Source organism: Mesorhizobium sp. P3_A8, assembly GCF_056402995.1.
The window spans coordinates 231,617-255,986 of the sequence record NZ_JBFUGI010000005.1; the positions used below are offsets into that span (position 1 = coordinate 231,617).

Annotated in this window: 20 protein-coding genes; 10 read left to right on the top strand and 10 right to left on the bottom strand. The window is 64.2% G+C overall.

Annotated features, from left to right (window positions below; genetic code table 11):
- Nucleotides 1-62: 62 nt before the first annotated feature.
- On the bottom strand, nt 63-1,166 hold the full coding sequence (locus AC1DX4_RS14165) for a histidinol-phosphate transaminase (RefSeq protein ID WP_477220888.1): 1,104 nt from the start codon (nt 1,164-1,166) through the stop codon (nt 63-65).
- Between the two features lie 230 nt (nt 1,167-1,396).
- On the opposite strand from AC1DX4_RS14165, the gene AC1DX4_RS14170 reads away from it, so the two are divergent.
- From AC1DX4_RS14170 to AC1DX4_RS14200, 7 genes are all read left to right on the top strand, one after another.
- A complete protein-coding gene (locus AC1DX4_RS14170; protein WP_477220889.1) occupies nt 1,397-2,170 on the top strand; it encodes an SDR family NAD(P)-dependent oxidoreductase in 774 nt (257 codons plus the stop codon).
- An 82-nt stretch (nt 2,171-2,252) separates the two neighbouring features.
- Nucleotides 2,253-3,575, top strand: coding sequence for a histidinol dehydrogenase (gene hisD, locus AC1DX4_RS14175; protein WP_477220890.1), 1,323 nt, complete (start codon nt 2,253-2,255; stop codon nt 3,573-3,575).
- Between the two features lie 15 nt (nt 3,576-3,590).
- Nucleotides 3,591-4,616, top strand: coding sequence for a zinc-dependent alcohol dehydrogenase (locus AC1DX4_RS14180; RefSeq protein WP_477220891.1), 1,026 nt, complete (start codon nt 3,591-3,593; stop codon nt 4,614-4,616).
- Nucleotides 4,617-4,647: 31 nt separating this feature from the next.
- Nucleotides 4,648-5,379 (top strand): histidine utilization repressor, encoded by a 732-nt coding sequence (gene hutC, locus AC1DX4_RS14185; protein ID WP_477220892.1) that lies wholly within the window; start codon nt 4,648-4,650, stop codon nt 5,377-5,379.
- 261 nt (nt 5,380-5,640) lie between these two features.
- On the top strand, nt 5,641-6,648 hold the full coding sequence (locus tag AC1DX4_RS14190) for an ABC transporter substrate-binding protein (RefSeq protein WP_477221092.1): 1,008 nt from the start codon (nt 5,641-5,643) through the stop codon (nt 6,646-6,648).
- 28 nt (nt 6,649-6,676) lie between these two features.
- Nucleotides 6,677-7,540, top strand: coding sequence for an ABC transporter permease (locus AC1DX4_RS14195; protein WP_477220893.1), 864 nt, complete (start codon nt 6,677-6,679; stop codon nt 7,538-7,540).
- 10 nt (nt 7,541-7,550) lie between these two features.
- On the top strand, nt 7,551-8,333 hold the full coding sequence (locus AC1DX4_RS14200) for an ABC transporter ATP-binding protein (protein WP_477220894.1): 783 nt from the start codon (nt 7,551-7,553) through the stop codon (nt 8,331-8,333).
- A 67-nt stretch (nt 8,334-8,400) separates the two neighbouring features.
- Here AC1DX4_RS14200 and AC1DX4_RS14205 read toward each other — a convergent pair whose 3' ends face one another.
- Nucleotides 8,401-8,727 carry a hypothetical protein gene (locus AC1DX4_RS14205; protein WP_477220895.1) on the bottom strand — a complete coding sequence of 109 codons (327 nt, stop codon included), beginning with the start codon at nt 8,725-8,727 and terminating at the stop codon, nt 8,401-8,403.
- A gap of 183 nt (nt 8,728-8,910) precedes the next feature.
- Nucleotides 8,911-9,231 carry a hypothetical protein gene (locus AC1DX4_RS14210; RefSeq protein WP_477220896.1) on the bottom strand — a complete coding sequence of 107 codons (321 nt, stop codon included), beginning with the start codon at nt 9,229-9,231 and terminating at the stop codon, nt 8,911-8,913.
- Nucleotides 9,232-9,580: 349 nt separating this feature from the next.
- On the opposite strand from AC1DX4_RS14210, the gene AC1DX4_RS14215 reads away from it, so the two are divergent.
- Nucleotides 9,581-11,005, top strand: coding sequence for a DHA2 family efflux MFS transporter permease subunit (locus AC1DX4_RS14215; protein ID WP_477220897.1), 1,425 nt, complete (start codon nt 9,581-9,583; stop codon nt 11,003-11,005).
- A 51-nt stretch (nt 11,006-11,056) separates the two neighbouring features.
- Here AC1DX4_RS14215 and AC1DX4_RS14220 read toward each other — a convergent pair whose 3' ends face one another.
- A complete protein-coding gene (locus tag AC1DX4_RS14220; protein ID WP_477220898.1) occupies nt 11,057-12,949 on the bottom strand; it encodes an ABC transporter ATP-binding protein in 1,893 nt (630 codons plus the stop codon).
- Complete coding sequence (locus AC1DX4_RS14225) at nt 12,949-14,799, bottom strand: ABC transporter ATP-binding protein (RefSeq protein ID WP_477221093.1); 1,851 nt, start codon at nt 14,797-14,799, stop codon at nt 12,949-12,951. The genes AC1DX4_RS14220 and AC1DX4_RS14225 overlap by 1 nt, the downstream gene beginning before the upstream one ends.
- Nucleotides 14,800-15,106: 307 nt before the next feature.
- Here AC1DX4_RS14225 and AC1DX4_RS14230 point away from each other — a divergent pair, with 307 nt between their 5' ends.
- The gene (locus tag AC1DX4_RS14230; protein WP_477220899.1) at nt 15,107-16,453 is read left to right on the top strand and encodes an NAD(P)/FAD-dependent oxidoreductase; all 1,347 of its coding nucleotides are present in this window, start codon (nt 15,107-15,109) and stop codon (nt 16,451-16,453) included.
- A 125-nt stretch (nt 16,454-16,578) separates the two neighbouring features.
- Nucleotides 16,579-18,018: an NAD(P)-dependent oxidoreductase gene (locus AC1DX4_RS14235; protein ID WP_477220900.1), complete on the top strand. Its 1,440-nt coding sequence runs from the start codon at nt 16,579-16,581 to the stop codon at nt 18,016-18,018.
- A gap of 54 nt (nt 18,019-18,072) precedes the next feature.
- Here AC1DX4_RS14235 and AC1DX4_RS14240 read toward each other — a convergent pair whose 3' ends face one another.
- The 5 genes from AC1DX4_RS14240 to AC1DX4_RS14260 form a co-directional block, all read right to left on the bottom strand.
- Entirely contained in the window at nt 18,073-19,569 is a 1,497-nt protein-coding gene (locus tag AC1DX4_RS14240; protein ID WP_477220901.1) for an HAL/PAL/TAL family ammonia-lyase, read from the bottom strand.
- 138 nt (nt 19,570-19,707) lie between these two features.
- The gene (locus AC1DX4_RS14245; protein ID WP_477220902.1) at nt 19,708-20,811 is read right to left on the bottom strand and encodes an alcohol dehydrogenase family protein; all 1,104 of its coding nucleotides are present in this window, start codon (nt 20,809-20,811) and stop codon (nt 19,708-19,710) included.
- 9 nt (nt 20,812-20,820) lie between these two features.
- Nucleotides 20,821-22,200, bottom strand: coding sequence for an aminotransferase (locus tag AC1DX4_RS14250; RefSeq protein ID WP_477220903.1), 1,380 nt, complete (start codon nt 22,198-22,200; stop codon nt 20,821-20,823).
- Nucleotides 22,201-22,237: 37 nt separating this feature from the next.
- Nucleotides 22,238-23,731, bottom strand: coding sequence for an NAD-dependent succinate-semialdehyde dehydrogenase (locus AC1DX4_RS14255; RefSeq protein ID WP_477220904.1), 1,494 nt, complete (start codon nt 23,729-23,731; stop codon nt 22,238-22,240).
- A gap of 130 nt (nt 23,732-23,861) precedes the next feature.
- The gene (locus AC1DX4_RS14260; RefSeq protein WP_477220905.1) at nt 23,862-24,353 is read right to left on the bottom strand and encodes an Lrp/AsnC family transcriptional regulator; all 492 of its coding nucleotides are present in this window, start codon (nt 24,351-24,353) and stop codon (nt 23,862-23,864) included.
- Between the last annotated feature and the right edge of the window lie 17 nt (nt 24,354-24,370).

Consider the following 24,370-nt stretch of genomic DNA (forward strand, 5'->3'; position numbering starts at 1 on the left):
TTGGCAGACCCTCGGATATCGTGCCCGGTGTGCGCAAGGCAATTCTGTATGCTTTTGGGAAATCACAACAGTTGCGTCAGGGCGGCCATGAAGTGGTCGTTCTCCGATGGCGAGCCGATGCTGACGCGCACATAGCTGTCGAAACCTTCCTGCTTCCAGGGTTTGACAATGACACCTTCACGCAGCAGGCCCTCGGCGAAGGCGGAGGCATTTTGCCGGCAGTTGAAGAACAGAAAATTGCCTCGCGAAGGGGCGACTTCGAGGCCCTTGCTCGTCAGGAAATTCTCGACACGGGCTCTCTCCGCCTTGGCCAGCGCGACGACCTTGGCGAGGTGTTCCTTATCCTTGAGCGCCGCGAGTGCTGCGGCCTGCGCAACGCCATTGGCGTTGAACGGCGTGCGCACCCGGTCGAGCAGCGCGCGCAATTCCGGGTCACCGACGATACCGAAGCCGATGCGCAATCCGGCAAGCCCGAACGCTTTGGAAAAAGTCCGCAGCACGATCCAGGACCGGTCGCGCTTGCCGAGGTCAGGCAGGGACGAGGCATAGTCGTCGCCCTCGGCATATTCGGCATAGGCTTCGTCGATGACAACAAGCGTCTCGTCCCCGACTGCGTCCAGCACCCGCGACAGGTCACCGCCGGAGAGCCAGCTGCCGACCGGGTTCATCGGGTTCGAAAACAGCAGCATGCGGGGCCGTTCGCGCACCGCCTCGATCAGGGCGTCAGCGTTGATGGTGAGATCGTCATTGACGGCCACGCGGTTGATGGTCGCGCCCATCAGCGTTGCATAGTCCTCATGCAGCGGGAATGACGGATAAAGGGTGACGACCGTATCGCCGGGCCGCAACACGGCACGGCTGATGACGGAGAGAAGATTCTCCGAGCCATTGCCGAGGATGATTTGGTCCTCGCCGACATCATATCTGGCGGCGATGGCCTGGCGCAGCTCGCGCCCGGCCGGATCCGGATAGAGCCGGAACATCTCGGCGCCGGCCTGCATCATCGTGGCGAGTGTCGGGCTCGGGCCAAGCGGGTTTTCATTCGAGCCCAGCTTGGCGATCCTGACTGGCGCGTATCGCTGCATGACCTCGGCGATGGTCAGTCCGGAATTGTAGGGCGACAGGCGCGTGACTTCGGTTCGGACCATGTCTGAAGCTTTCGACACGAGCGGGCTCCTCTGCGGTTGGCCGATCGACTTCCGTCTTCGGCCGGGTTCTCAAATGCCGGGTTTCGCGGCATCGTCCCGGGGCAAGCCAGGTCACCGATGGGCGCGCTGATGCGGCGAATTTTTGTCAGGAGTAGCGTAGCCGAAATGGTTTGTATATGCTTGTATATGTAACTTGATCTGATAGTCTCGACATCGAAGCGGGAACCGACACCGGCAAGGAGGATCACATGCGCAATGCTTCTCTGTTCGATCTCGCCGGCAGGAAGGCGCTGGTTACCGGCGCCAGCCGAGGCATCGGCCGCAGCATTGCCGAGGCTCTGAGCGCGGCCGGCGCCGATGTCGCGGTGACCGCGCGCAGTCTGGCCTCCCTCGAGGAGATCATAGCGGCGATCCGTGCGGCTGGCGGGGTGGCGCATGCCGTTGCCCTCGACGTCACCGATGTCGGCCGTTGCCGGGCCGCCACCGCCGAGGCCGCGAGCCTGCTTGGCGGTCTCGACATTCTCGTCAACAATGCCGGAATAGAAGAGGTCCGACCCTCGCTCGATGTCGACGAGGCGTTGTGGGACCGGATCGTCGATACCAATCTCAAGGGCGCGTTCTTCTGCGCCCAGGCGGCGGCGCGGCAGATGCGCGAAGCCGGCCGGCCCGGCGCCATCATCAATCTCTGTTCGCTGACTTCAGAAGTCGGCATTCCGACCGCGGTGCCGTATGGCTCGTCGAAGTCCGGCCTGCTCGGCATGACGCGGGCGCTGGCAGTGGAGTGGGCGGATCTCGGCATCCGGGTCAACGCCATCGCTCCGGGCTATTTCAGGACGGCGATGACGGATGTGTTCTACAGCAACGAGGCATGGCAGCAGTCGATGCTGGCCAAGATCCCGCAGCACCGTTTCGGCGATCTACGAGACCTGCACGGCGTTGCCGTGTTCCTTGCCTCGGATGCGGCAGCCTACATAACCGGCCAGTCCATTCCGGTGGATGGCGGTTTTCTCGCATCGATCTGAGGCGGCTCGCCATAGGTTCGAAATCAAAATCTTCCGCACTGTGACCGGCTGGCACGTTGCGTTCTAGCAAAGAGGAATACCCATGTCCGACATCAGCTTCCACGATCTGTCATCGCTCGATGCCACCCAGCGGGCCAATCTGCTGAAACGCGCCGAGGCCGATCTGTCGGTCTTCGTCGAAAAGGTCCGCCCGATCATCCAGGCCGTCAAAGACGAGGGTGACGCCGCTTTGATCCGCTTCGCCAGGGAACTCGACAAGGCCAATGTGGCTGAGGGCGGACTGAAGGTCTCGGAGGCCGAGTTCGACGCGGCATTCGACAAGGTCGAAAAGGATGTTGTCGAGAGCATCAGCTTCGGCATCGACAACATCAGGCGTTTCCACGAGGAGCAGAAGCCGGAAACCATGTGGCTCAAGGAAGTCCGGCCGGGCGCCTATGCCGGCGACCGCTACACGCCGATCGCGTCCGTCGCGCTCTACGTGCCGCGCGGCAAGGGCGCCTTTCCGTCGGTGACGATGATGACGTCGGTTCCGGCTGTCATCGCCGGCGTGCCGCAGATAGCCATGGTGACGCCGCCAACAGCGGACGGTTCGGTGGATGCGGCGACCCTCGTCGCCGCGCGCCTCGCCGGCGTCAGCGCCGTCTACAAATGCGGCGGCGCCCAGGCCGTCGCCGCCGTCGCCTACGGCACCGAGACGGTGAAGCCCGCGCTCAAGATCGTCGGCCCGGGCAGCCCGTGGGTGGTCGCGGCCAAGAGCGTGCTGTCGTCGATCATCAACACCGGCCTGCCGGCCGGCCCGTCGGAAGCCATCATCTTTGCCGATGACAGTGTCGACGGCGGCCTTGCCGCGCTTGATCTTTTGATCGAGGCCGAGCACGGGCCGGATTCCTCGGCCTATCTGGTGACGCACAGCCGCAAGGTTGCCGAAGCAGCGCTAGCAGCACTTCCAGAACACTGGTCGCGGATGACCGAACAGCGCGTGGAATTCTCGCGCGCGGTGCTGACCGGCAAGCGCGGCGGCATCGTGCTGACCGCGTCGCTGGAAGACAGCTACCGCTTCATCAACGACTATGCGCCCGAACATCTCGAAATCCTGTCGAAGGAGCCGTTCGCGCATCTCGGGCACATCACCGAGGCGGCCGAGATATTGATGGGCCCGCATACGCCGGTGACCCTTGCCAACTTCGTCCTTGGGCCGAACGCCGTGCTGCCGACCAGCCGCTGGGCGCGGACCTATGGCCCGCTCTCGGTGACGGATTTCGTCAAGCGCTCGTCGGTCGGCTATGTCACTTCCGCCGCCTATCCGGAACTGGCGATGCATGCCCGCAGGCTCGCCCGCTACGAGGGTTTCAGCTCGCACGAAAACGCGGTCTCGGAGATCCGCGACCGCTACCTCGCCGGCTGAGCGGAGACGATCGCGATGAAGGCGGCACGGCTTTATGGACCTGGCGATCTGCGCGTCGAGGATATCGCTTCGCCGGGCATCCCGGATGCGGGCTGGGTGAAGCTCAGGGTCGATGCCGCCGGCATTTGCGGTTCGGACTTGCACAATTTCCGCACCGGCCAATGGATAAGCCGGTCGCCTTCGACGGCCGGCCACGAGCTGACCGGCACGGTGGTCGCGCTCGGCGAGGGCGTCGACACCGTCGCCGTCGGCGACAGGGTGGTTGCCGATTCCCGTTTCTGGTGCGGGCACTGCGCGCAATGCCGGGCCGGCAGGCGGCACCTCTGCACTTCGCTGGGCTTCGTCGGCGAAGTCTGCGACGGCGGCTTCGCCGAACAGGCGGTGCTGCCCGCGCGTCTGCTGCATGTCGTCGATCCGGCGCTTGACGAGCGGGTCGCGGCGATGGCCGAGCCGCTCAGCGTTGCGCTGCATGCGGTGCGGCGTCTGCCGAAGACGGCAGGCTCGGTGCTTGTCGTCGGCTGCGGGCCGATCGGTGGTCTTGCCGCGCTGCTGCTGTCGCGAAGCTTCGCCGGCACCGTGCTTGTCGCCGACCGCAACCAGGCGCGCTGCGCCCGCGTGTCGCGGGTGACCGGGGCAACAATTGTCGACCTCGACCGCGACGCCATTGCCGCCGCGACCGCCAATGCCCCCTTGCTGGCCGCCGTCGAGGCGACCGGCAGCATCGCCGCATTCACCCAGCTGCTCGGCATTCTCGATTCCGGCGGCGCGGTGGCGATGGTCGGCATCTTCCACGGCCGTCTCGACATCGATCCCAATCTTCTGGTCGAACGCGAAATCGCGCTGCTGGGATGCCATGCCTTCGCCGACGAACTGCCCGACGCCGTGCGAATGCTGGGTGAATTGAGCGAGCCGCTGCTCGCCCTGATCGATCGCGAGATCGGCCTCGACGAGATACCGGCTGCCTATGAGCGGTTGTTGGCGGGGCAAAGCGACGGCTTGAAAACAATCATCCGCATACGGCAACCTGTTGAGCCGGCGTGATTTCCGATAAATTGCCGGAAAGGACTTTGAAATGATCGAGTTGCCCGATACGGCGAGCCCTCTCTACGAGAAGGTGAAGGACTACATCCTGACCAACATCGGATCGGGCCGGTGGGGCAAGGACCGCAAGCTGCCCTCCGAAAACGAGCTGGTGGCCTCGCTGGGTGTATCGCGGATGACGGTTCACCGCGCCTTGCGGGAACTGACCGCGGCGGGATTCCTGATCCGGCTGCAAGGTGTGGGCACGTTCATCGCGCCGCCCAGGCCGCAATCGACGCTGATCGAGATCAACAACATCGCGGCCGAGATCGTCGAGCGCGGTAACCGGCATCGCTCCGAAGTGCTCGTGCTGGAAACCATCACGCCAACCAAGGAGCTCGCGCTGTCGTTCGAGTTCCCGAAGCGGGTCTCGATCTATCATTCGGTCGTCGTCAATTTCGAGAACGATTTGCCGGTGCAATTGGAAGAGCGCTTCGTCAATCCGAGCCTGATCCCCGACTACGACAAGCAGGATTTTTCGAAGACGGCGACCTACGACTACCTCATGCAGAAAACCCCGGTGACCGAGGTCGAGCACATCATCTCCGCCATCCCGGCCGACGCGGAGACGGCGCGGCATCTGAGCATCGATGTCGGCAGCTGCTGCCTGTTTCTGCACCGACGGACATGGACGGGCGCGATCGTCGCCACCATCAGCAAGCTGACTTATGTCGGCAGCCGCTACTCGCTCGGCAGCCGCTATTCCCCCTCCAAGCCCAACTGACGGCAACGGGCGATTGCGTGACAGATGGCGGGAGGCTGATGGGTCGAATTGGCAGGAAATTTATGTCAGTCCAACTTGTATATGCATGTATGTATTTTAGCCTTGACATCCGTTCCCGCTGACGCTGAAATATCCCTGCACTTCACCATGAAGTGGTGGGCAAGACGCCGGGGCACAGTGCCGCGAGAGCAGAACCCCACAGTCTCACCAGACCGGATGCCTGGGTAAAAAAGCGGTCTGATCATCAAGGGGAACTAGATGATGCGTAACCTAGCAGGACAATTTCGCGCGCTCGTGATGGCCGCCGCCGTCGGGCTCGCCGCCGCGCCAGTGGCCCACGCGGCCGATGCGGCCATTCCCACGACGCCCGAGGCAGGATCGTTCAAGATCGGCATCGAGCCCTGGCTTGGCTATGGCCAGTGGCACGTCGCCGACGCCAAGGGCCTGTTCAAGACGAACGGCCTGTCGGACGTTCAGATCGTCAATTTCGCCGAGGACAAGGACATCAACGCCGCGCTCGCCAGCGGCCAGCTCGACGCCGCCAACATCGCGACCCATACGGCGATGGGCATGGTCGCCGCCGGCCTGCCGGTGAAGATCGTGCTGCTGCTCGATGTCTCGATGACGGCCGACGCCATCATCGCCGGTAAGGACGTCACCTCCATCAAGGACCTCAAGGGCAAGCAGGTTGCTTTCGAGGAAGGCACGACGAGTGACATCCTGCTCAAATACGCGCTCTCCAAGAACGGCATGTCGATCGACGATGTGAAAGCCGTTCCGATGCCGGCGTCCGACGCCGGCGGCGCGCTGATCGCGGGTCAGGTTCCGGTCGCGGTCACCTACGAGCCGTACCTCACCGTCGCCATGGCGCAGAACAAGGACGTCAAGCTGCTGTTCACCGCCGGCGAGGATCCCGGCCTGATCAGCGACGTGCTGGTGGTGCGCGACGAGGTGATCAAGTCGCGGCCCGGCCAGGTGCTGGCCATGATCAAGAGCTGGGACGCCGCGCTCAAGGATTACAATGCCGACACCCCTGGCGGCCGCGCCATCATCGCCAAGGCGGTCGGTTCCGACGTCAAGGACCTGAACACCGCCTTCGACGGCGTGCGCTACTACTCGCTCGCCGAAAACAAGACGGCGCTCACCGGTGATTTCACCACCAAGACCTTCGCCGATGTCGAAGCGGCCGCCAAGAACGCCAAGCTGCTGCAGGCCGACGTGACGCCGGAGCAGATGATCGACCCGTCCTTCGTCAAGGCGGCGGAATGACAACGGCCGGATCGCGGTGGTAACGCAGATGTCCGCAGAGCCGCCCGCGAAAACCGGCTTGGCGCGCCGCGCGCCAAAGGCGGCCACAAAGCAAGCCAGGCGCCGCCGATCCTCCGGGATCGGCGTGCCTATCGCCAGGTCGCGTTTCTTGATGATCGCGGTGGCCGTCTTTGTCGGGCTTGGCCTTGCCTGGTGGGCGGCGACCGGGCTCGAATGGGTGAAGCCGATCTTCCTGCCGTCGCCCGGCAGCGTCGCGACGCAGATCGCCAAGCTCGCGATGGACGGCACACTGTGGCTGGACCTCAGAGCCTCGGCGTACCGCATTTCCATCGGCTTCCTCATCGCCTCGGCTCTGTCGATCCCGATCGGCGTGCTGATCGGCAGTTTCCGCTCCTGGGAGGCGGCCATCGAGCCGCTGGTGGATTTCATCCGCTATATGCCGGTTGTTGCTTTCGTGCCGCTTTCCATCCTGTGGGCCGGCACCGGCGACACGCAGAAATTCCTGATCATCTTCATCGGCACCTTCTTCCAGCAGGTGCTGATGATCATGGACAATGTGAAACGAGTTCCCGCCGATTTCATCGGCCTTGGCCGCACGCTCGGCCTGCCGGATCGCAAGATCCTGACGCGCATCGTCGTGCCCAGCGCTCTGCCGGGCATCTGGGATACGCTGCGCATCAGCCTCGGCTGGGCATGGACCTGGCTGGTTCTGGCCGAGCTTGTCGCGGCTACGTCCGGGCTCGGCTATCGCATCACCGTGTCGCAGCGCTATTTCCAGACCAACACCATCATTGGGTACATCCTTCTGCTGGGCTTGCTCGGCCTCATCACCGATCAGGTCATGAAGGCCCTGGAAAAGGTGCTGTTCCGGCAGGATGGCCACTCGCAATGAGGAACCGCCGATGACTGTTCCCAAATTGCGCATCGCCGGTCTCGACAAGAGCTTCGGCACCGGCGACCGGCGCACGCAAGTGCTGCGCGACATCAACCTCGATCTTGCCGACAATGAGTTCGTCTCGCTGGTCGGCACGTCGGGCTGCGGCAAGAGCACGCTGCTGTCGATCGTTGCCGGACTGCAGGATTTCGACGCCGGCGATCTCAGCATCGATGGCGCGCCGATCCTGCAGCCGGGTCTCGACCGTGGCGTCGTCTTCCAGTCCTACACGCTGCTTCCCTGGCTGACGGCGCGGCAGAACATCGAGTTCGCCCTCAAGGCCGCCGGCTACGATCGCGCGGCCTGCCGCGAGATTGCGCTCGAGCATCTCGACCTCGTCAAGCTGTCGCAGAGCGCCGACCGCTATCCGTCCGAACTGTCGGGCGGCATGAAGCAGCGCGTCGCCATTGCGCGCGCGCTGTCCTATCGGCCCAAGATGCTGCTGATGGACGAGCCCTTCGGCGCGCTCGATGCTCTGACCCGCCACCAGATGCAGGAACTGCTAACCCAGATCTGGGAAGAGCACAGGCTGACCGTGCTCTTCGTCACGCACGACGTGGAGGAGGCAGTCTATCTGTCGGACCGCATCGTCGTCATGGGGATCGGCCCGGGACGCATCATGCAGACTTTCAATGTCGACATCGAGCGCCCGCGCCGGGAAGAGGTGATGGAAACCCCGGCCTTCATGGATTTGCAGCGCGGCGTGCACAAGGCGATCCGCGAAGCGTCAAGACGTCCCGAAATGGCGTAGCATCCGGGCACCCTGCTGGTTCCAACGGAGCCATGGCACCTGAGCGGATGCCATGGCCGGATAGAGATCAGAGGATTCCGAACGGACCATAGTAATAGGGCCGGTACGGGACACAGAGTCCGAGCGCCAGCTGGACCGGTCCGCAATAATCATAGTAGCCGCCGTAATAGCCGCCGCCTCGCCAGCCGCCGCCGGCCCAGTGGCGACCGTGTCCGTATCCGCGGTGAAAGGCGTATCGATGCCCGCCATCGAAATGACCGCCGCGGAAATGACCCATGGCATGGCCGCCGCTGTTGTGCCTGACGAACGCGGCGTCGGCCGTGGTTGCGAATGAAGTCGTGCCGGCCGCCAAGGCCAGCACGATCGAGCTTGCGAATACGAATTGCCTGTTCATGAGCGTTACTCCTGTTTGTTTTGCGACACTTGCGCATGGGAGAAAAACGGCCTTCTCACTGCACACGTTCCTTCACGAAATCGGGACGGAGCGTCGACTGGCGTTGGGCGGAATGACGACCGCAGCCGTCCCGGAATATCCGGGGCGGGCTGTCCTGCGCGGGTCGGCGGGTGCGGTCAGCAATCACGGGCCGTGGGGACCGCACAGATCGAGCGTCCAGGCGATGGTTCCGCAGAAGTCGCCGACGTCGCCATGGTAACTGCCGTAGCCATTGTAGTAGCTGTCCATCCGGCCATTGCCGGTGGACGAATTCTCGGCAGTCCAACCGCCGCCAACCCAGCCGCCGTGGCCTCCATATCCACCGTTCGCATGGCCGCCATGCGCAGCGGTGAGTTGGACAAAGTGGTGCCTGACGACGGCGGCATCGGCGATAGTAGCAAACGGGACCGCGCTCGTGGCCAGGGTCAGCAGGATGGTGCTGATAAATACGAGTTGTCTTTTCATGGGAATATCTCCTTTCCGTTCCAGAGATATGGGGAGGAAAGCCGTCCGTCGCCGGACACGTTCTTTCACGAAACCGGGACGGACGCTCGCTGAACTGTGCGGCGTCCTTGGGCGACGTTGGATGGCGTCTCTGGTCTGGCCGGTGCCGCGTCAATTCACGGCGCCGGTCAAGATTTGTTGACTTCCGGCGGGTCGAAATGACTACCCCCAACCTGTTTGTCGGACCATAAGACGGCCGTGCGATCAGGCTCCGGCTGGCTGGCACGTAGGGCAATCTTGCCTTTGGACGGGGATGCGCCACTTTGGCTAGAGACTACAAGCCGCTCGCATGACGGAATTGGCCGCAGCATTGGAACAACCTCAATTTGCCACCGAGCGCGATCCGCGGCTGAGGCTGATCATCCCTGTTATCGTCGCCATCGCCTTTCTGATGGAGCAGCTCGATTCCACCATCATCACCACCGCGATCCCGGCCATCGCGCAAAGTCTCGACACGACACCGGTCCGGCTCAACCTTGCGATCACCACCTACATTTTGACGCTTGCCGTGTTCATTCCCGTCAGCGGCTGGTTCGCCGACAGGTTCGGCGCGCGAAGGGTGTTCGCGCTGGCGCTGTTCACCTTCACCCTTGGCTCGGCCCTGTGCGGCATGGCCAACAGTTTCGGCATGCTTTTGGCGATGCGCGCGCTGCAGGGGCTGGGCGGCGCCATGATGACGCCGGTCGGTCGGCTGATCCTGCTGCGCAGCTTTCCGCGCAGCGGACTGATCACCGCCATGACCTACATGACCTTGCCCGCCATCATGGGGCCGGTCATCGGGCCGCTGCTTGGCGGCGTGCTCACCACCTACGCGTCGTGGCGGTGGATATTCTACGTCAACGTGCCGTTCGGCTGCATCGGCATTCTGGCGGCGCTGCGCTTTGTCGACGATTTCCACGAGGAAGCGGTACAGCGCTTCGACGTCCCGGGATTCCTGATGGTGGGGTTCGGCGTGGCGCTGCTGCAATTCGGGCTGGAAAACATCGGCCGGCCGATCATTCCCGTTTCAGCCACGGTGCTGGTGTTGGCCGCGTCCGTCATGCTGCTGCTCGCCTTCGGGCGTTATGCGCGCCGCGTCGTGGCGCCGGCCGTCGACCTGACGCTGTTTCGATTTCGCTCCTTCTGGGTCGGCACACTCGCCGGCGGCCTGTGCCGCGTCGGCCTCAACGGCGTGCCGTTCCTGCTGCCGCTGATGCTGCAGGTCGGCTTCGGCATGAGCCCGGTCACCTCAGGCTCGCTGACCTTCGTCGGCAGTTTCGGCGCTTTGCTGATGCGGCCGCTGCTGTCGCCGCTGCTGCGCCGCTTCGGCTTCAGTGTCGTGCTGATCGGCAGTGCGGTCGTTGGTTCCGCTGCGGTCGCGGGTTTTGCCCTGATCGGGGCCGATACACCGCATTGGATGATCGGCGTTTACGTCTTCCTGTTCGGCATCATCCGTTCAGCGCAGTTCATGACCTCCAACACCCTGTCCTATGCCGATCTGCCGGGCGAAAAACTCAGCCGCGCCACCAGCCTTGGCGGCGTTCTGCAGCAGCTCAGCGTTTCGCTGGGTGTTTCGATCGCCGCCATGGTGCTGGGCCTGATTGCAGGGGAGACCCACGTGCTCACGCCGGAACGCTTTCACCAGGTGTTCCTGCTGACCGCGATCATCCCGCTGATCTCCATTCCCGGATTCCTGTACCTGCGTGCCGAGGATGGCGTGCAGGTCAGCGGTCATGTCAGGGGATCCAGCAAATAGGCCCTCTCAGGCGGGGCAGGCTCCGTTCGGTTCGAACCCTGCCGGCACCCCTCACGTCGCTTTGCCGACCGCCGCGTCCATGCCCATCTCTTCCTGCGAAATGTCGTCGAACGAAGCGTAGTTCATGTTGTAGAGGCGGGCGTAGAGGCCCTTCTTCTGCATCAGCTGTTCGTGGTTGCCGCTTTCGACGATCTCGCCATTCTGCAGCACGATGATGCGGTCGGCGCCACGGATGGTGGCCAGCCGATGGGCGATGACCAGCCCGGTGCGACCCTCCAGCAGTTTGATCAGCGCCTTCTGGATCAGCATCTCGGTGTAGGAATCGATGCTGGCCGTGGCCTCGTCGAGCACCAGGATCTTGGCGTCGGCCACCAGAGCGCGTGCAAAACTGATCAGCTGGCGCTGGCCGAGCGAGAGGTTGCCGCCGCGCTGCTCGAGTTCGGTGTCGTAACCATCAGGCAGTTGCTCGATGAAGTCATGCGCGCCGACGGCCTGTGCCGCACGCACCACTTCCTCCCGGCTGGCGCCGGTCTTGTGGTAACGGATGTTTTCCAGCACCGTGCCGGAGAACAGGAACGGCTCCTGCAGCACCATGGCCACCTGGTCGCCGAGCGAATCCTGCGTTAGGTCGCGCACGTCATGCCCGCCGACCAGCACCTCGCCTGACCAGACATCGTAGAAGCGGTGCACCAGCGCCATCGAGCTCGACTTGCCAGATCCGGTCGGGCCGACAAGGGCGACCGTCTCGCCCGGATTGACGCGGAAGGAGATGTTCTTCAGCACCGGTTGGTTCGGTCGGTAGCCGAAAGTGACGTTCTTGAATTCGACCGAGCCGTCGGTGTCGCGCGACAGCGCCACCGCATTGTCCTTGTCGCTGACATCCACCGGCACGTCGAGCACTTCGGAGATGCGCTGGCCTGAAGCCATGGCGCGCTGCATGACGCTGTACTGCATGGTGAGCGAGCGGATCGGGTCGAAGAAGCGCTGGATGTAGAACAGGAACGCCACCATGACGCCGACGTCGAGGCTGTGCGACAGCACCATCGAACCGCCGACGACGATGACCGTCGCCATGGCTATGCCGGTCAGCGTGTCGACGATCGGCACCATCACCTGGGCATATCTCGCCGACCGCAGATGGGCGTTGAGATTGGCCAGCACCTTCTCGTCATAGAGGTCGAAATTGACGTGCTGGCGTTCGAGGCTCTGCACGGTGCGCACGCCATGGATGCCTTCGGCCAGCGCGCCATTGGCGATGGAGTTGGTCTCGTGCGCGGCCATGAAGGCGACCTTGGCGCGCGGCAGCCAGAACAGGCGCACGATGAACAGCACCGGCATGGTCGACAGCGTCAAGAGCCCGAGCCGGAAATCGAGCCACAGCAGGACGCTGACGATGCCGAACAGCAGCACGATGTCGCCCACCGACATGACTGAGGTTTCGAGGAATTCCTGCATCGAATTGACGTCTCCCTGCAGGCGCGACATCAGCCGGCCGACCTCGGTCTTGTCCATGAAGCTGAGCGACACCCGCTGCAGATGGCTGAACATGGCGCGGCGCAAATCGGACAGCACATTCTCGGCCACCTTGCCGACGACGCTTTCCTGCACGTGGCTGACGGCGTAGTTGATCAGGATAATCACCGCGAAGATGCCGGTTGCCCAGATCATCACCGAACGGTCGAGCTTGCCCGGCGCCATGCCGTGGTCGATGGCGTAGCGGATGACCAGCGGGATCGCGAGCTGGGTCAGAGTGAACACCAGAACCGCCGCGACCGAGATGAAGATCCGGCCCTGATAAGGGCTGACGAAGCTCCAGATGCGCCGCACGATACGCGGATCATAGGCCTTGCCGAAAACCTCTTCCTCGTCGCGATGCGACCCGACGACCGCCTTGGTCGGCCGTCCGCTTTTGTCGTCCTTCTCGTCGTCGTTCTGCGTCGACATCATGCGGCTCCCTCGAGCCGGTCGTCGTCCGGCCGCAACTGCAGGTCGTAAAGCGCGCGATAGCGGCCGCCGAGCGCCAGCAACTCCTCATGCGTGCCGCGCTCGACGATGCGGCCGCCTTCGACGAACAGGATCTGGTCGGCATGCATCAGCGAACTCAGCCGGTGCGAGATGATCAGCGTAACGCGATCCCTGGCGAAGCGCTTCATCGCCGCGCGGATGCGCTGCTCGGTGCCGGCATCGATGGCCGCGGTGGAATCGTCGAAGACCAGGACCGATGGCCGCAGCATCAGGCTGCGCGCGATGGTCAGGCGCTGCCGCTGGCCGCCGGAAAGCGACGCGCCGCGTTCGCCGACCACCGTCGTATAACCCGCCGGAAGCCCGATAATGTAGTTGTGCAGCTGGGCATACTCGGCTGCCTGTCCGATGCGCGTCTCGCGTGCCCAGGGATTGCCATAGGCGATGTTGTTCTCGATCGAGGTGGTGAACAGGAAGGCGTCCTGCTGCACGACGCCGACCACCTTGCGCAGCGATTGCAGCGTCACGTGACGGATATCCTGCCCGTCGATGGTGATCGCGCCCGACGTCACATCGTAGAAGCGCGGGATCAGGTGCGCGATGGTCGACTTGCCGCTGCCCGGCGGGCCGACAATGCCGATCGTCTCGCCGGGCCTCGCCTCGAAGGAGATGCCGGACAGGGTCGGGCGGTCGCCCGCGCCCTCATAGCGGAAGCCGACATTGTCGAAGCGCAGCACGCCCTCGGTGATGACGAGTTCCCTGGCATCGGGTGCGTCCTTGATGTCGAGTTCGGTGTCGAGCAGTTCGAACAGTCGCGTGCCGCAGGTCGAGGCGCGCGCGAACGAGTTGACCATCAGGCCGAGCTGGCGCACCGGCATCTGCAGGATGGTCATGAAGGTGAGGAACTGGGCCAGCGTGCCGACGCTGATCTGGCCCGCAATCACCTTCTGGCCGCCGAACCACAGCACCAAGCCCATGGCCGCCAGGAAGGAAAAATTCATGGCGCCGGTGTTGGAGACGCGGATGTCGACGCGCTCGTTGGCCAGCTCCAGCGCATCCTGCTTGGCACGGTCGAATTTTTTGAGCTCATGCCGCTGCGCCGCGAAGGCGCGCACGACACGGATGCCGCCGAGATTCTCGTCCATCACCCGGCTGAGCACCGACAGCCGCTCCTGCAGCGTCAGCCAGGTGCTGCGCAACTTCAACTGGGTCACCGAGGAGCGCCAGGCGACGAAAGGCACGAAGCTCAGGCTGAGCAGACCGAGTACCAGATCGGTGCTGATCAGGAGATAGGCGCCGACGCCGATCAGCACGCCGAGCAGCACCACGCGCAGGATGCCGGTGGAAAAGAACATGCGCACGCCGTCGAGATCGAGCAGCCCGAGCGTGATCAGGTCGCCGGTATGGACCTTGTCGTGGTAGGAAAAGCTCAGGCGCTGGATCTTCTCGTAGAAAGCCAGGCGCAGTTCATAGCCGGTCCGGTGGCCGACGGCCTCGCCATAGTAGTTCTGCGCCATGGTGAAGAGGCCGCGCAGGATGCTGACCACCAGCAAGGTCAGCGCTGTGTGCCACAGCGCCTGTTCGGCGGCGGTGCCGGCACCTGCGGCCATCACGCCTTGCGCCTGGTCGATGGCGTGTCCCAGCAGGCGTGGGATGAAAAGCTGCAGCGTCGCGGCGATGAAGGTCGAGACCAGGGTGATGGCGACCTGCCAGGGATGGCGCAGCGTCATGCGCACAATGCGCAGCAAGGTGCTGAGGCCCTTGCCCCAGGAGGCTTCCGCCACATGGGCAAACGATTTGCCGCGCTTCGCCGCGCCGCCTTTTGCATCCATTGCCAAGGAAAATATCCAGTCCAATCCGGACATTAGCCCGGACGAATGAAACAGACTCAGTTCTGATGGTCCGATGTTACGCGTGTCCGACTTGACCCTTCAAGGGGCCAATGGCGGCATCGCACTGTGCCTGAAAGGTGGTGCCGCCAATGGCATTCGCTGGCATAACCAATTCTATTGCATTGACGCGCAGATTCTCCAGCTCGACCCCCTATCAGTTCTGTCACGCAGCGCCGACATTCCACGGAAGCGTTCGGTCCGGCAGCGCGGGCTGGCGCGGCCATGAATAGCAAGAGGGCAGTCTTCTTTGACAAATTTTCCCTTCACCGAAACCATGCCGATCCAGTTCCAAGCGCCGTTGCCGAAGGCTTCGGAGGTTGTGGTCATCGGCGGTGGTGTCATCGGCGTGACCACGGCCCTGTTCCTGGCGCGAAGCAACATTTCGGTGACATTGCTGGAAAAGGGGCGCATCGCCGGCGAGCAATCGTCGCGCAACTGGGGCTGGATCCGACAGCAAGGTCGCGATGCCGCTGAACTGCCTGTTGTGATCGAAGCGCAACGCCTCTGGCGTCAACTGGCCGAGGAATGCGGCGAAGACGTCGAGCTGAGGCAGACGGGCGTCACCTATCTGGCGCGGACGGACAAGGAGATGGCCGGTTTCGCGAGGTTCTTGAAGATCGCTGAGACCCACGGGGTCGACACGCGTCTCCTTGACCAAGGCGAGACAGCCAGGCTGATCCCGGCCATGTCGCGCTCCTTCAAGGGCGCAATGACCACCCCATCGGACATGCGCGCCGAGCCCTGGGTCGCGGTGCCGGCGCTGGCTCGGCTGGCCGCCCGGCAGGGCGTCACGATCATCGAGAATTGTGCGGCGCGTATGCTCGACATATCGGCGGGACGCATCAGCGGCGTCTGGACCGAGCAGGGGCGTATCGCCACCTCGAACGCTGTCGTCGCCAGTGGTGCGTGGACGTCGCTCTTTCTGCGTGCACACGGAGTCTCCATCCCGCAGCTCAGCGTCAGGGCGACTGTCGCCGCGACCGGACCCATGCCCGAAATCCATGCGGGTGCCGTCGCCGACGACCATATCGCATTCCGGCGCCGGCAGGATGGCGGCTACACGCTCGCAGCGGGAGGCTCCAATCAGCTCTATGTCGGGCCTGACGCTCTTCGTCACGCGCGCAAATATGTTTCCGCCCTGATGGCCAATCCTTTTGGCACCCACTATTTGCCGGCGGCGCCGCGAGGGTTTCCGGACGGCTGGTCAACCCCACGCAAGTGGAACGCGGACGAGGAAAGCCCGTTCGAACGGATGCGCATCCTCAATCCCGCCGCCAAAGCCTCGGCGCTGCGGGATATCGACCGCGAATTCAGGGCCCTTTTCCCGCAATTCAAGACAGTGCCGCTCAAGGCGGTCTGGGCGGGCATGATCGATGCGATGCCAGATGTCGTGCCGATCGTTGATCGTGCCGCCGAGATTCCAGGTCTCGTCATCGCCACCGGGATGAGTGGCCACGGCTTCGGCATCGGGCCTGGGATGGGCCGCGTCGTGTCCGACCTCGTCCAGGGAAACGAGATCGGACATGATCTTCACAGGTTCCGTCAATCCCGGTTCAGCGACGGCAGCCCGATCGAGCTGGGACCCAGCCTCTAGATCGTGTCGCAACTCGCCGCCGGTTTGCCGCCGGTGATCGATCTGACGCCCTTCCGGGCGGATAGGTTCTGATTGTTCAGGCTGCTGCCGCAGCGGGCCTACCGTTCTTGCATGAGGGAAACGACGTGACCGCAAACACCAGCCTACAGGCCGTGGAGCCGATCGACCCGCAGCGCGTCTACGCCGTGCTGATCTGCGACCTGGTCGGCCTGCGCTTTGGACCCGACGGCAAGCCTGACCCGAGCGAAGTGCGCGCCCATATCGAGGCCAAGGGCGGCCGCTTCCACGCGGCAGCACTTGGCGACAAAGCGAGCCTCGAACGGGGCCGGGTGCATTTCTTCTACCAGCCGGACCTCAGCACCCGCGAAGAACTGATCGAAGCCGCGGGTGACGGACGCTATGACGCCGTCATTGCCGCCGCGACCTTCCTGCCGGCCGAGGCCATTTTTCCGATCGCCGGCGTGCGGATCGGCGCTGGTACCGGCAATATGGGGTCTCGCTCCTGGGGCGGCGGCAGCGGCGAGGGTGGCACCGCCGTGCTGATGAACACGCCCGGCATCAACAGCCGCGCCACGGCGCAGATGGTGATGAAGGCGATTTTGAAAGTGCTGCCGGATCTCCCGGTCGACTTGCTGCACGATCGGGTGGCGCGCGGCGCCTTCGACACCGGCAGGGAACTGCGCGATTTCCCGACCGAAAAACTCGAAGGCAAGACGATTGCCGTCATCGGCTACGGCAATATCGGCCGCGAGGTCGCCAAGCTCGCCCGCGCCTTCGGCATGCGCGTGGTGGTTCACGCGCGGCCGCGACATCGGGACTGGGTGGAAGCTGAGGGTTTCGCCTTTGCGGGGGACCTCGAGGGCGCGGCTGAAGGCGCCGATGTGCTCAGCGTCCATGTCGGATTGGGCAAGCAGGATGCGCAAAACGGGCGCTACGCCAATGCCGGGCTTATTGGCGCGGAGGTCCTGTCACGCATGAACAAGGGCGCGGTGCTGGTCAACTACGATCGCGGCGAGCTTGTCGACGTTGCGGCCCTTGGCGTCGCCCTGGATGCAGGGCATCTGCGCCATGCCGCCATAGATGCCGACCTGTTCAGGGATGCCTCGACCGGTAGACTTTCCGGCCCGATGCTGCCCTATCTCGACCTCGTCGAGAGGCATGGCGACAAACTTGAACTTCTGCCGCACGCCGCCGCCGATACGGACCATCCTTCGCGCGTTGCCGGCGCCAAACAGGCTGTCGATCAGCTGTTCGATGTCATCTGCCGCAAATTGGTGACCAATGCGAAAGGCACCTTGCCGCCCGGCTATCTCTTGCTTGGAGCGACAACGCCCCCTGGCATCGGACCGGTGACGGCGGATCACCTTTTGAAATTGACCGCCAGCGACTGCTCCGAGCTGGCCGATGTCTGCGATCGGCAAAGCCGGTTGTGGAAGGCCCTCTCTGACACGCCGCCCACCGAGCGCGGCACGATCGTCGCCGAACAGGGCGAGGAGCTCGTCCGGCTGCTCGACCGTTTTTGCCTTCTGGCCGAGAAGCTGAATCTCAGAGGCCCTTACCAATAATATCGGCCTGCTCCCGCCGATTTAAAAACGGCAGCGTCGGATGGGAGCACCAGCTCAGTCCCTTGGTCCCGCCACCATCCGCGCCACCCGCGTCATGTCGGTGCTCATCTCGCGGTCGTCGTCAAGCGGGCTGACGAGTGCGCGCACGGCGGCAAAGGTGCGCTGTGGTCCTTCGCCCATGCTGTCGACGACGCCGCGCAACTCGACGCCGGTCGCCGCGAAGATCAGTTCCATCGCCACGAGATAGCGCATGCGCTCGATGATCTCGGCGGTCTTGGCCACCACCCTGGGCGCCATCGACGACTGATCCTCGATGCCGTCCGAAACCGCGAGCGGGCTGAGCGACATCGGATTGGCCAGATGCCGGATCTCGGCTTCCAACGCCGACAACGGCTTCTGCAATTCCGCGTAGCCCTGGCGGCTGCCGCCCCTGGCCGACAGGAAGCGCGGCAGGTCGGCGATAACAGGTGACATCAGCTTCATGCAGCGATTGGCGGTGCCGACGGCGCAATGCGCGAGCGCCTGGCCGAGTTGTTCAAAGGCCAGCGTCATCGCCGTGAGGTCGAAATTGCCATTGGAAATCACCCGTTCGCCCTTGGCCAGGATCACGGGATTGTCACCCGAATGCGCCAGTTCGATCTCGGTCGCCAGCCGCGCCTGTTCGAACGCATTGAGCAGGCCACCCCAGACCTGGGGCACGCAGCGATAGCTGAGCGGATCTTGCAGGCGTCGCGCGGCCTTGTCTTTCCACAGGCCGCTTCCGGCCAGCTCCATGCGCAGCCGCGCGCCGATCTCGCGCTGGCCGAAGGCTGGTCGTGCTGCCAGCGCATGTTCGTCGATCGCGGTGAGGGAAGAGCGGAACGCCTCATAGTTGAGAGCGACCGCTGCCAGCGCCCAGTCGATGAGATGGGCGACATCTTCGAGGCACAGGCACGCCGTTCCGGTCGACAGGCTGTTGGCGACGATGATGGCGTGGCCGTCCTTTTCGCGCAGATCGAGCGGCTCGAGCCCGGCGAGCGCAAGCGCCTCGGCGGAGGGCATGATCCGGCCCTGGAATTCCGCCTCGCCATCGCCGCGTAACGACCTCGCCATATGACCGAGATGGGCAAGGTCGGCCGCACCGATCGAGCCCCAGGTCGGGATCACCGGGTGGACGCCGGCGTTCAGTGCCGCCACAAGGCCCATGACCACGCGCTCGGAGGTGCCGGTGCCGCCGGCGGCCATGCCTGAAATGCGCGCGGTCATCATCGCCCGCACCGCCTCGGTGGGCAGCGCCGGTCCGATGCCCATACTGTGGCTGAGCGGCACGCTGTGCTGGAAAGCGATCAGGTCGGCCTGCGCGAGCGGGGTGTCGACACAGGCGCCGAGGCCTGTGGTGACGCCGTACATCGGCTTGCCAAGCCCGGTGAGATGCTCGATCAGGGCGCGGCTTGCCCGGATGCGGCGCATCGCTTCTTCGCCCAGCATCAGCCTGGCATTGCGCCGCGCGATCTCGGCGACATCAGCCACGCTGAGTGGCTTGGCGTCGAGCAATATCATCCGTGCTGTCATGTCTCGCCTGTATCCTGTGACCAGAGGCCCGGACCAGCGGCGCGGCGGGCGTCACCGTTTGTGGCGGCTTGCCGGCTGGACTGCAAGCCATTCCCATTGGGGCAGCGGGCAGAAGCGAGAATGCCTGGATTTCTGAAACTACGCCGACCGCTCCGCGACAGCGTCGGGCACCACCACCAGCTTGCCGACAAAATCCTTGGCGATGAAATCGGCCTGCGCGTGGTGAAAATCGGAGAGCCTGTAGACGCCTCCCACCAGCGGCCGGATTTTCTTTGCCTCGATGTAGCCGACGATGCGGCGGAAATCCGCACGCGTGCCCTGGCTCGAGCCATGCAGCTGCAGTTGCTTGAGGTACATGGTCCTGAGATCGAGCTGGACGACCGGGCCGGCGATCGCGCCTGCGGTGGTGTAGCGCCCCTCAGGCCTCAGGATGCGCAGCAGGTCGTTGAAGATCGCGCCGCCGACGAGGTCGGCCACGACGTCGATCGGCTTGCCGCCGGTCGCCTCATTCACGGCTTGCGGCAGGTTGGCGACGCCGCGGGTGATGACAGCCTCGGCGCCGATGTCGAGCACCGCCTGTTCCTTGCCCTTGCCGACAACGGCATAGGGAATGGCGCCGCGCGCCCGCGCCAGTTGCACGATGCCGGAGCCGACACCGCCCGAGGCGCCGGTGACCAGCACGCGCTCGCCAGCCTTCAAGCCGGCGCGTTCCAGCATCTGTTCGCCGGTCAGATAGGCACAGCAGAAAGTGGCGAGTTCGACGTCGCTCATCTCCGTGTCGACGACATGCGCGTTCTCAGCCGGCACGGTCTGATATTCGGCGTAACCGCCATCGCGGCCATGGCCCATATAGTCGATGTCGGCCAGTGAATCGTCGTCGCGATTGTAGATGGAGAAGTCGACCATCACCCGTTCGCCGATGCGCTCAGGTGAGACACCTTCGCCGACGGCAACGATGTGCCCCACCGTGTCGGTGCCCTGGATGCGCGGAAAGGTCAGCGTGTTGCCTTGCCGCCGCCACGTTGACACGGCGGCGGCGTCCTCTTCCGTGCCATAGGCGCCCTGGCGCACCCAGACATCGGTGTTGTTCAGGCCGCAAGCGCTGACCTTGACCAGCACCTCACCAGGGGCAGGCGCGGGCACTTTCACATCAGTGCGGTAGACGAGCTTTTCCGGTCCGCCGTGCCCGGTGAGCAGCACGGCGGCCATGGTGGCGGGGAGGGTGCCGGTTATCGCATTCATCGGTCGATCTCAGAGATTGGCAAACACGCTCTTCACCGCATCGGCCGTCTTCGAAACGACGATGTCGGCTTCTTCCCGGGTCAGGCAGAGTGGCGGCGCGAAACCAAGAATGTCGCCCTGCGGCATGGCGCGTCCGATGACGCCGCTGGCGGCCAGCGCTGTCGCCACTTGCGGCCCGATCTTCTGCGAAGCGTCGAAGAACACCCGGTCATCCCGATCGGCGACGAACTCGACCGCCGCCAGCATGCCGTCGCCGCGCACGTCGCCGACATTTTTGTGGCCACCGACCGCCTTGGCCAGTTCGGCGCGGAAATAGGCGCCGGTCTCGCGAGCATTTGTCACCAGGTCCATCTCGTCGATCAGTTCGAGATTGGCGACGCCGGCGGCAACGCAGATCGGATGCGCCGAATAGGTCCAGCCATGGCCGAGCGAACCGAGCTTGTCGGAACCCTCGACCAACACCTGCCACATCTTGTCGGCGACAATGACGCCCGACAGCGGCGCATAGGCCGAGGTCAGGCCCTTGGCGATGGTGATCAGATCCGGCTTGATGCCGTAATGATCGGAGCCAAACATGGTGCCCAGCCGGCCGAAGCCCGTGACCACTTCGTCGGCGACCAGCAGCACATCATATTTCTTCAGCACGGCCTGGATCTTTTCCCAGTAGCCGGCCGGCGGCGGCACGATGCCGCCAGTGCCGAGGATCGGCTCGCCGATGAAGGCGGCGACGGTTTCGGGCCCCTCAGCCAGGATCATCTCCTCGAGCTTGTCGGCGCAGTGTTGCGAAAACTGCTCCTCGCTCATCGAGCGGTCGGCGCGGCGGAAATAATAGGGCGCCTCGGTGTGCAGCACCGGCGCGCGCGGCAGGTCGAAAGCGTTGTGGAAAAGGTCGAGCCCGGTCAGAGATCCCGTCATCACGCCCGAACCGTGATAGCCGCGCCAGCGCGAAATGATCTTCTTCTTCTCCGGCCGTCCCAGCACATTGTTGTAGTACCAGATCAGCTTGATGTTGGTTTCGTTGGCGTCGGAGCCGGAGAGGCCGAAATAGACCCTCGACATGCCCTTCGGCGCGCGGTCGATGATCATCTTGGCAAGCGTGATCGAGGCTTCGGTGCCGTGGCCGACATAGGCGTGGTAGTAGGCGAGGTTGCTTGCCTGGGTGGCGATGGCATCGGCGATCTTCTGCCGGCCATAGCCGACATTGACGCAATAAAGGCCGGCAAAGGCGTCGATGCTCTTCCTGCCATTGTTATCCCAGACGGTGACGCCTTCACCGCCGGCCATGATGCGGGTCGGGCTCTCGCCCCGTGCATGCGTGCCCATATGGGTCGAGGGATGGAAGAAGTGGTCGCGATCCCAGGCGGCGAGTTCGTTGGACTGGTCGAGCATTTTTTACTCCTGACGAAGGGACGGTTTCCGGCGTAGCTTAAGCTACATCGAGGCAAAGATATTTGAGATCGGTGAAGGCTTCGAGCCCGTGGCGCGAGCCTTCGCGGCCGATGCCGGACTGCTTGACGCCGCCGAACGGGATCGGTGCGCCGGTGATCTTGACGCGGTTGATGGCGACCATGCCGTAGTCGAGCGCGCGGCCCATGCGTTGCTGGCGGGCGCCATTCTCGGTCACGACATAGGCGACCAGGCCATATTCGGTGGCGTTGGCGCGCCCGATCACCTCGTCCTCGCTGTCGAAAGGCGTGACGGCGGCGACCGGTCCAAAAGTCTCCTCGTGCATGATCAGCGCTTCATCGGGCACATCGGCCAGCAGCGTCGGCTGGTAGAACAGCGGCCCGGCCTGATGCCGCTTGCCGCCGGCGACGCAACGTGCGCCCCGAGCGATGGCGTCGGCGACCTGTTCCTCGACCTTGGCCACGGCGCGCTCATGCATCAGCGGCCCGATATCAATCTTGTCGGCGAGGCCATTGCCGATCCGCAGCGCCTCGATGCGCCTGGCGAAGGCGGTGCAGAAGCGCTCGTAGAGCGGGCGCTGGACATAGATGCGGTTGGCGGCAAGGCAGTCCTGGCCCGATGTGGCGAATTTGGCATCGATGGCGATGTTGACCGCCTTGTCGATATCCGCGTCGCCAAAGACGATGAGGGGTGCGTGGCCGCCAAGCTCCATCACCAGCCGCTTCATCGTCGGCGCGCTCTGGGCGGCGATCAGCCTGCCGATCTCGGTCGAGCCCGTAAAACTCATGGCGCGGACGCGCGGGTCCTCGCACATGCGGCCGACGATCGTCGCGGCCTTGCCGGTGACGATGTTGAAAACGCCTGCCGGCAGGCCGGCGCGCTCACCGAGCTCAGCCAGCGCCAGCGCCGACAGCGGCGTTTCCGAGGAGGGATGCGCGACAATGGTGCAGCCGGCGGCAAGGGCGGCGGCCGCCTTGCGGGTCAGCATCGCCGAGGGGAAATTCCACGGTGTCACGACACCGACGACGCCGAGCGGCTCTCGACGCACCATCATTTCCGCGTTCGGCAGATGGCTGGTGACGCTCTCGGCGTTCAAACGCTTGGCTTCCTCCGCGTACCATTCGACGAAGGAGGCGGCATAATCGATCTCGCCGAGCGACTCCTGCAGCGGCTTGCCTTGCTCCAGCGTCATCAGCAGAGCGAGATCGTCTTTCGCAGCGACGATCTGCTCGAACCATTTTCGCAGAATTCTTGACCGCTCCTGCGGCAGCAGCGCGCGCCAGGCCGGGAAGGCCCGCGCCGCGGCATCGATCGCTTTCGTCGTTTGCCGCGCATCCAGCGCGGCAACGAAGGCGACCGTGCTTCCCGTCGCCGGATCGGTGACTTCAAAGCTTTCGGCGGCCTCACTCGCCGTCCAGTGCCCGTCGACATAGGCAAGTTCGCGCAGCAGCCGGCGGTCGGCGAGGCGGTCGAGCGCCTCATGGCGATGCGAGCGGGCGAAATGCGCGGACATGGTCTAAGCCTCCCGGTGCGGTCTGATGCGGGAAGACTACCCACCACGAGCAGACAGAGAGGCTGTTTGGGAGCGCGCTGATAGAGAGTCTCTCTCTATTGCACCGATCGGGCAGGCGATCTCTCCGGCGCTAAGGCGTCGCCGGCAAGAGGTCGGCGATGGGCAGTGCGATATCGTCCTTCACCGTCTTGATGACGATGTAGGTGAAGTAGCGGTCGATGCCGATTTCGCGCTCCAGCAAGCTGTCGACCAGCCGCTGGTAGGCGTCGATGTCGCGCGCCATCACCTTCAGCACATAGTCGACGCCGCCGCCCACCGACCAGCAGGCGACGATTTCGGGGATATCGCGGATGACGCGCTCGAAGCGGTCGAAATCAGCCTGGCGGTGGCTGGCCAGCGTCACCTCCATCAGCACGGTGGCGACCGGCGCCACGACGCGCATGGCGATGCGGGCGTGATAGCCCGAGACGATGCCGGCCTTCTCCAGCTTGCGCAGCCGCATCCAGCAAGGCGTCGGCGACAGCCCGACCTGCTCGGCCAGCGCCAGCTTGGTGATGCGTCCGTCACGCTGGATGGCGTCGAGGATTTTGAGGTCGATCGGGTCGAGTTTCGCAGCAGTCATCAGCGCCCACTTTTTCG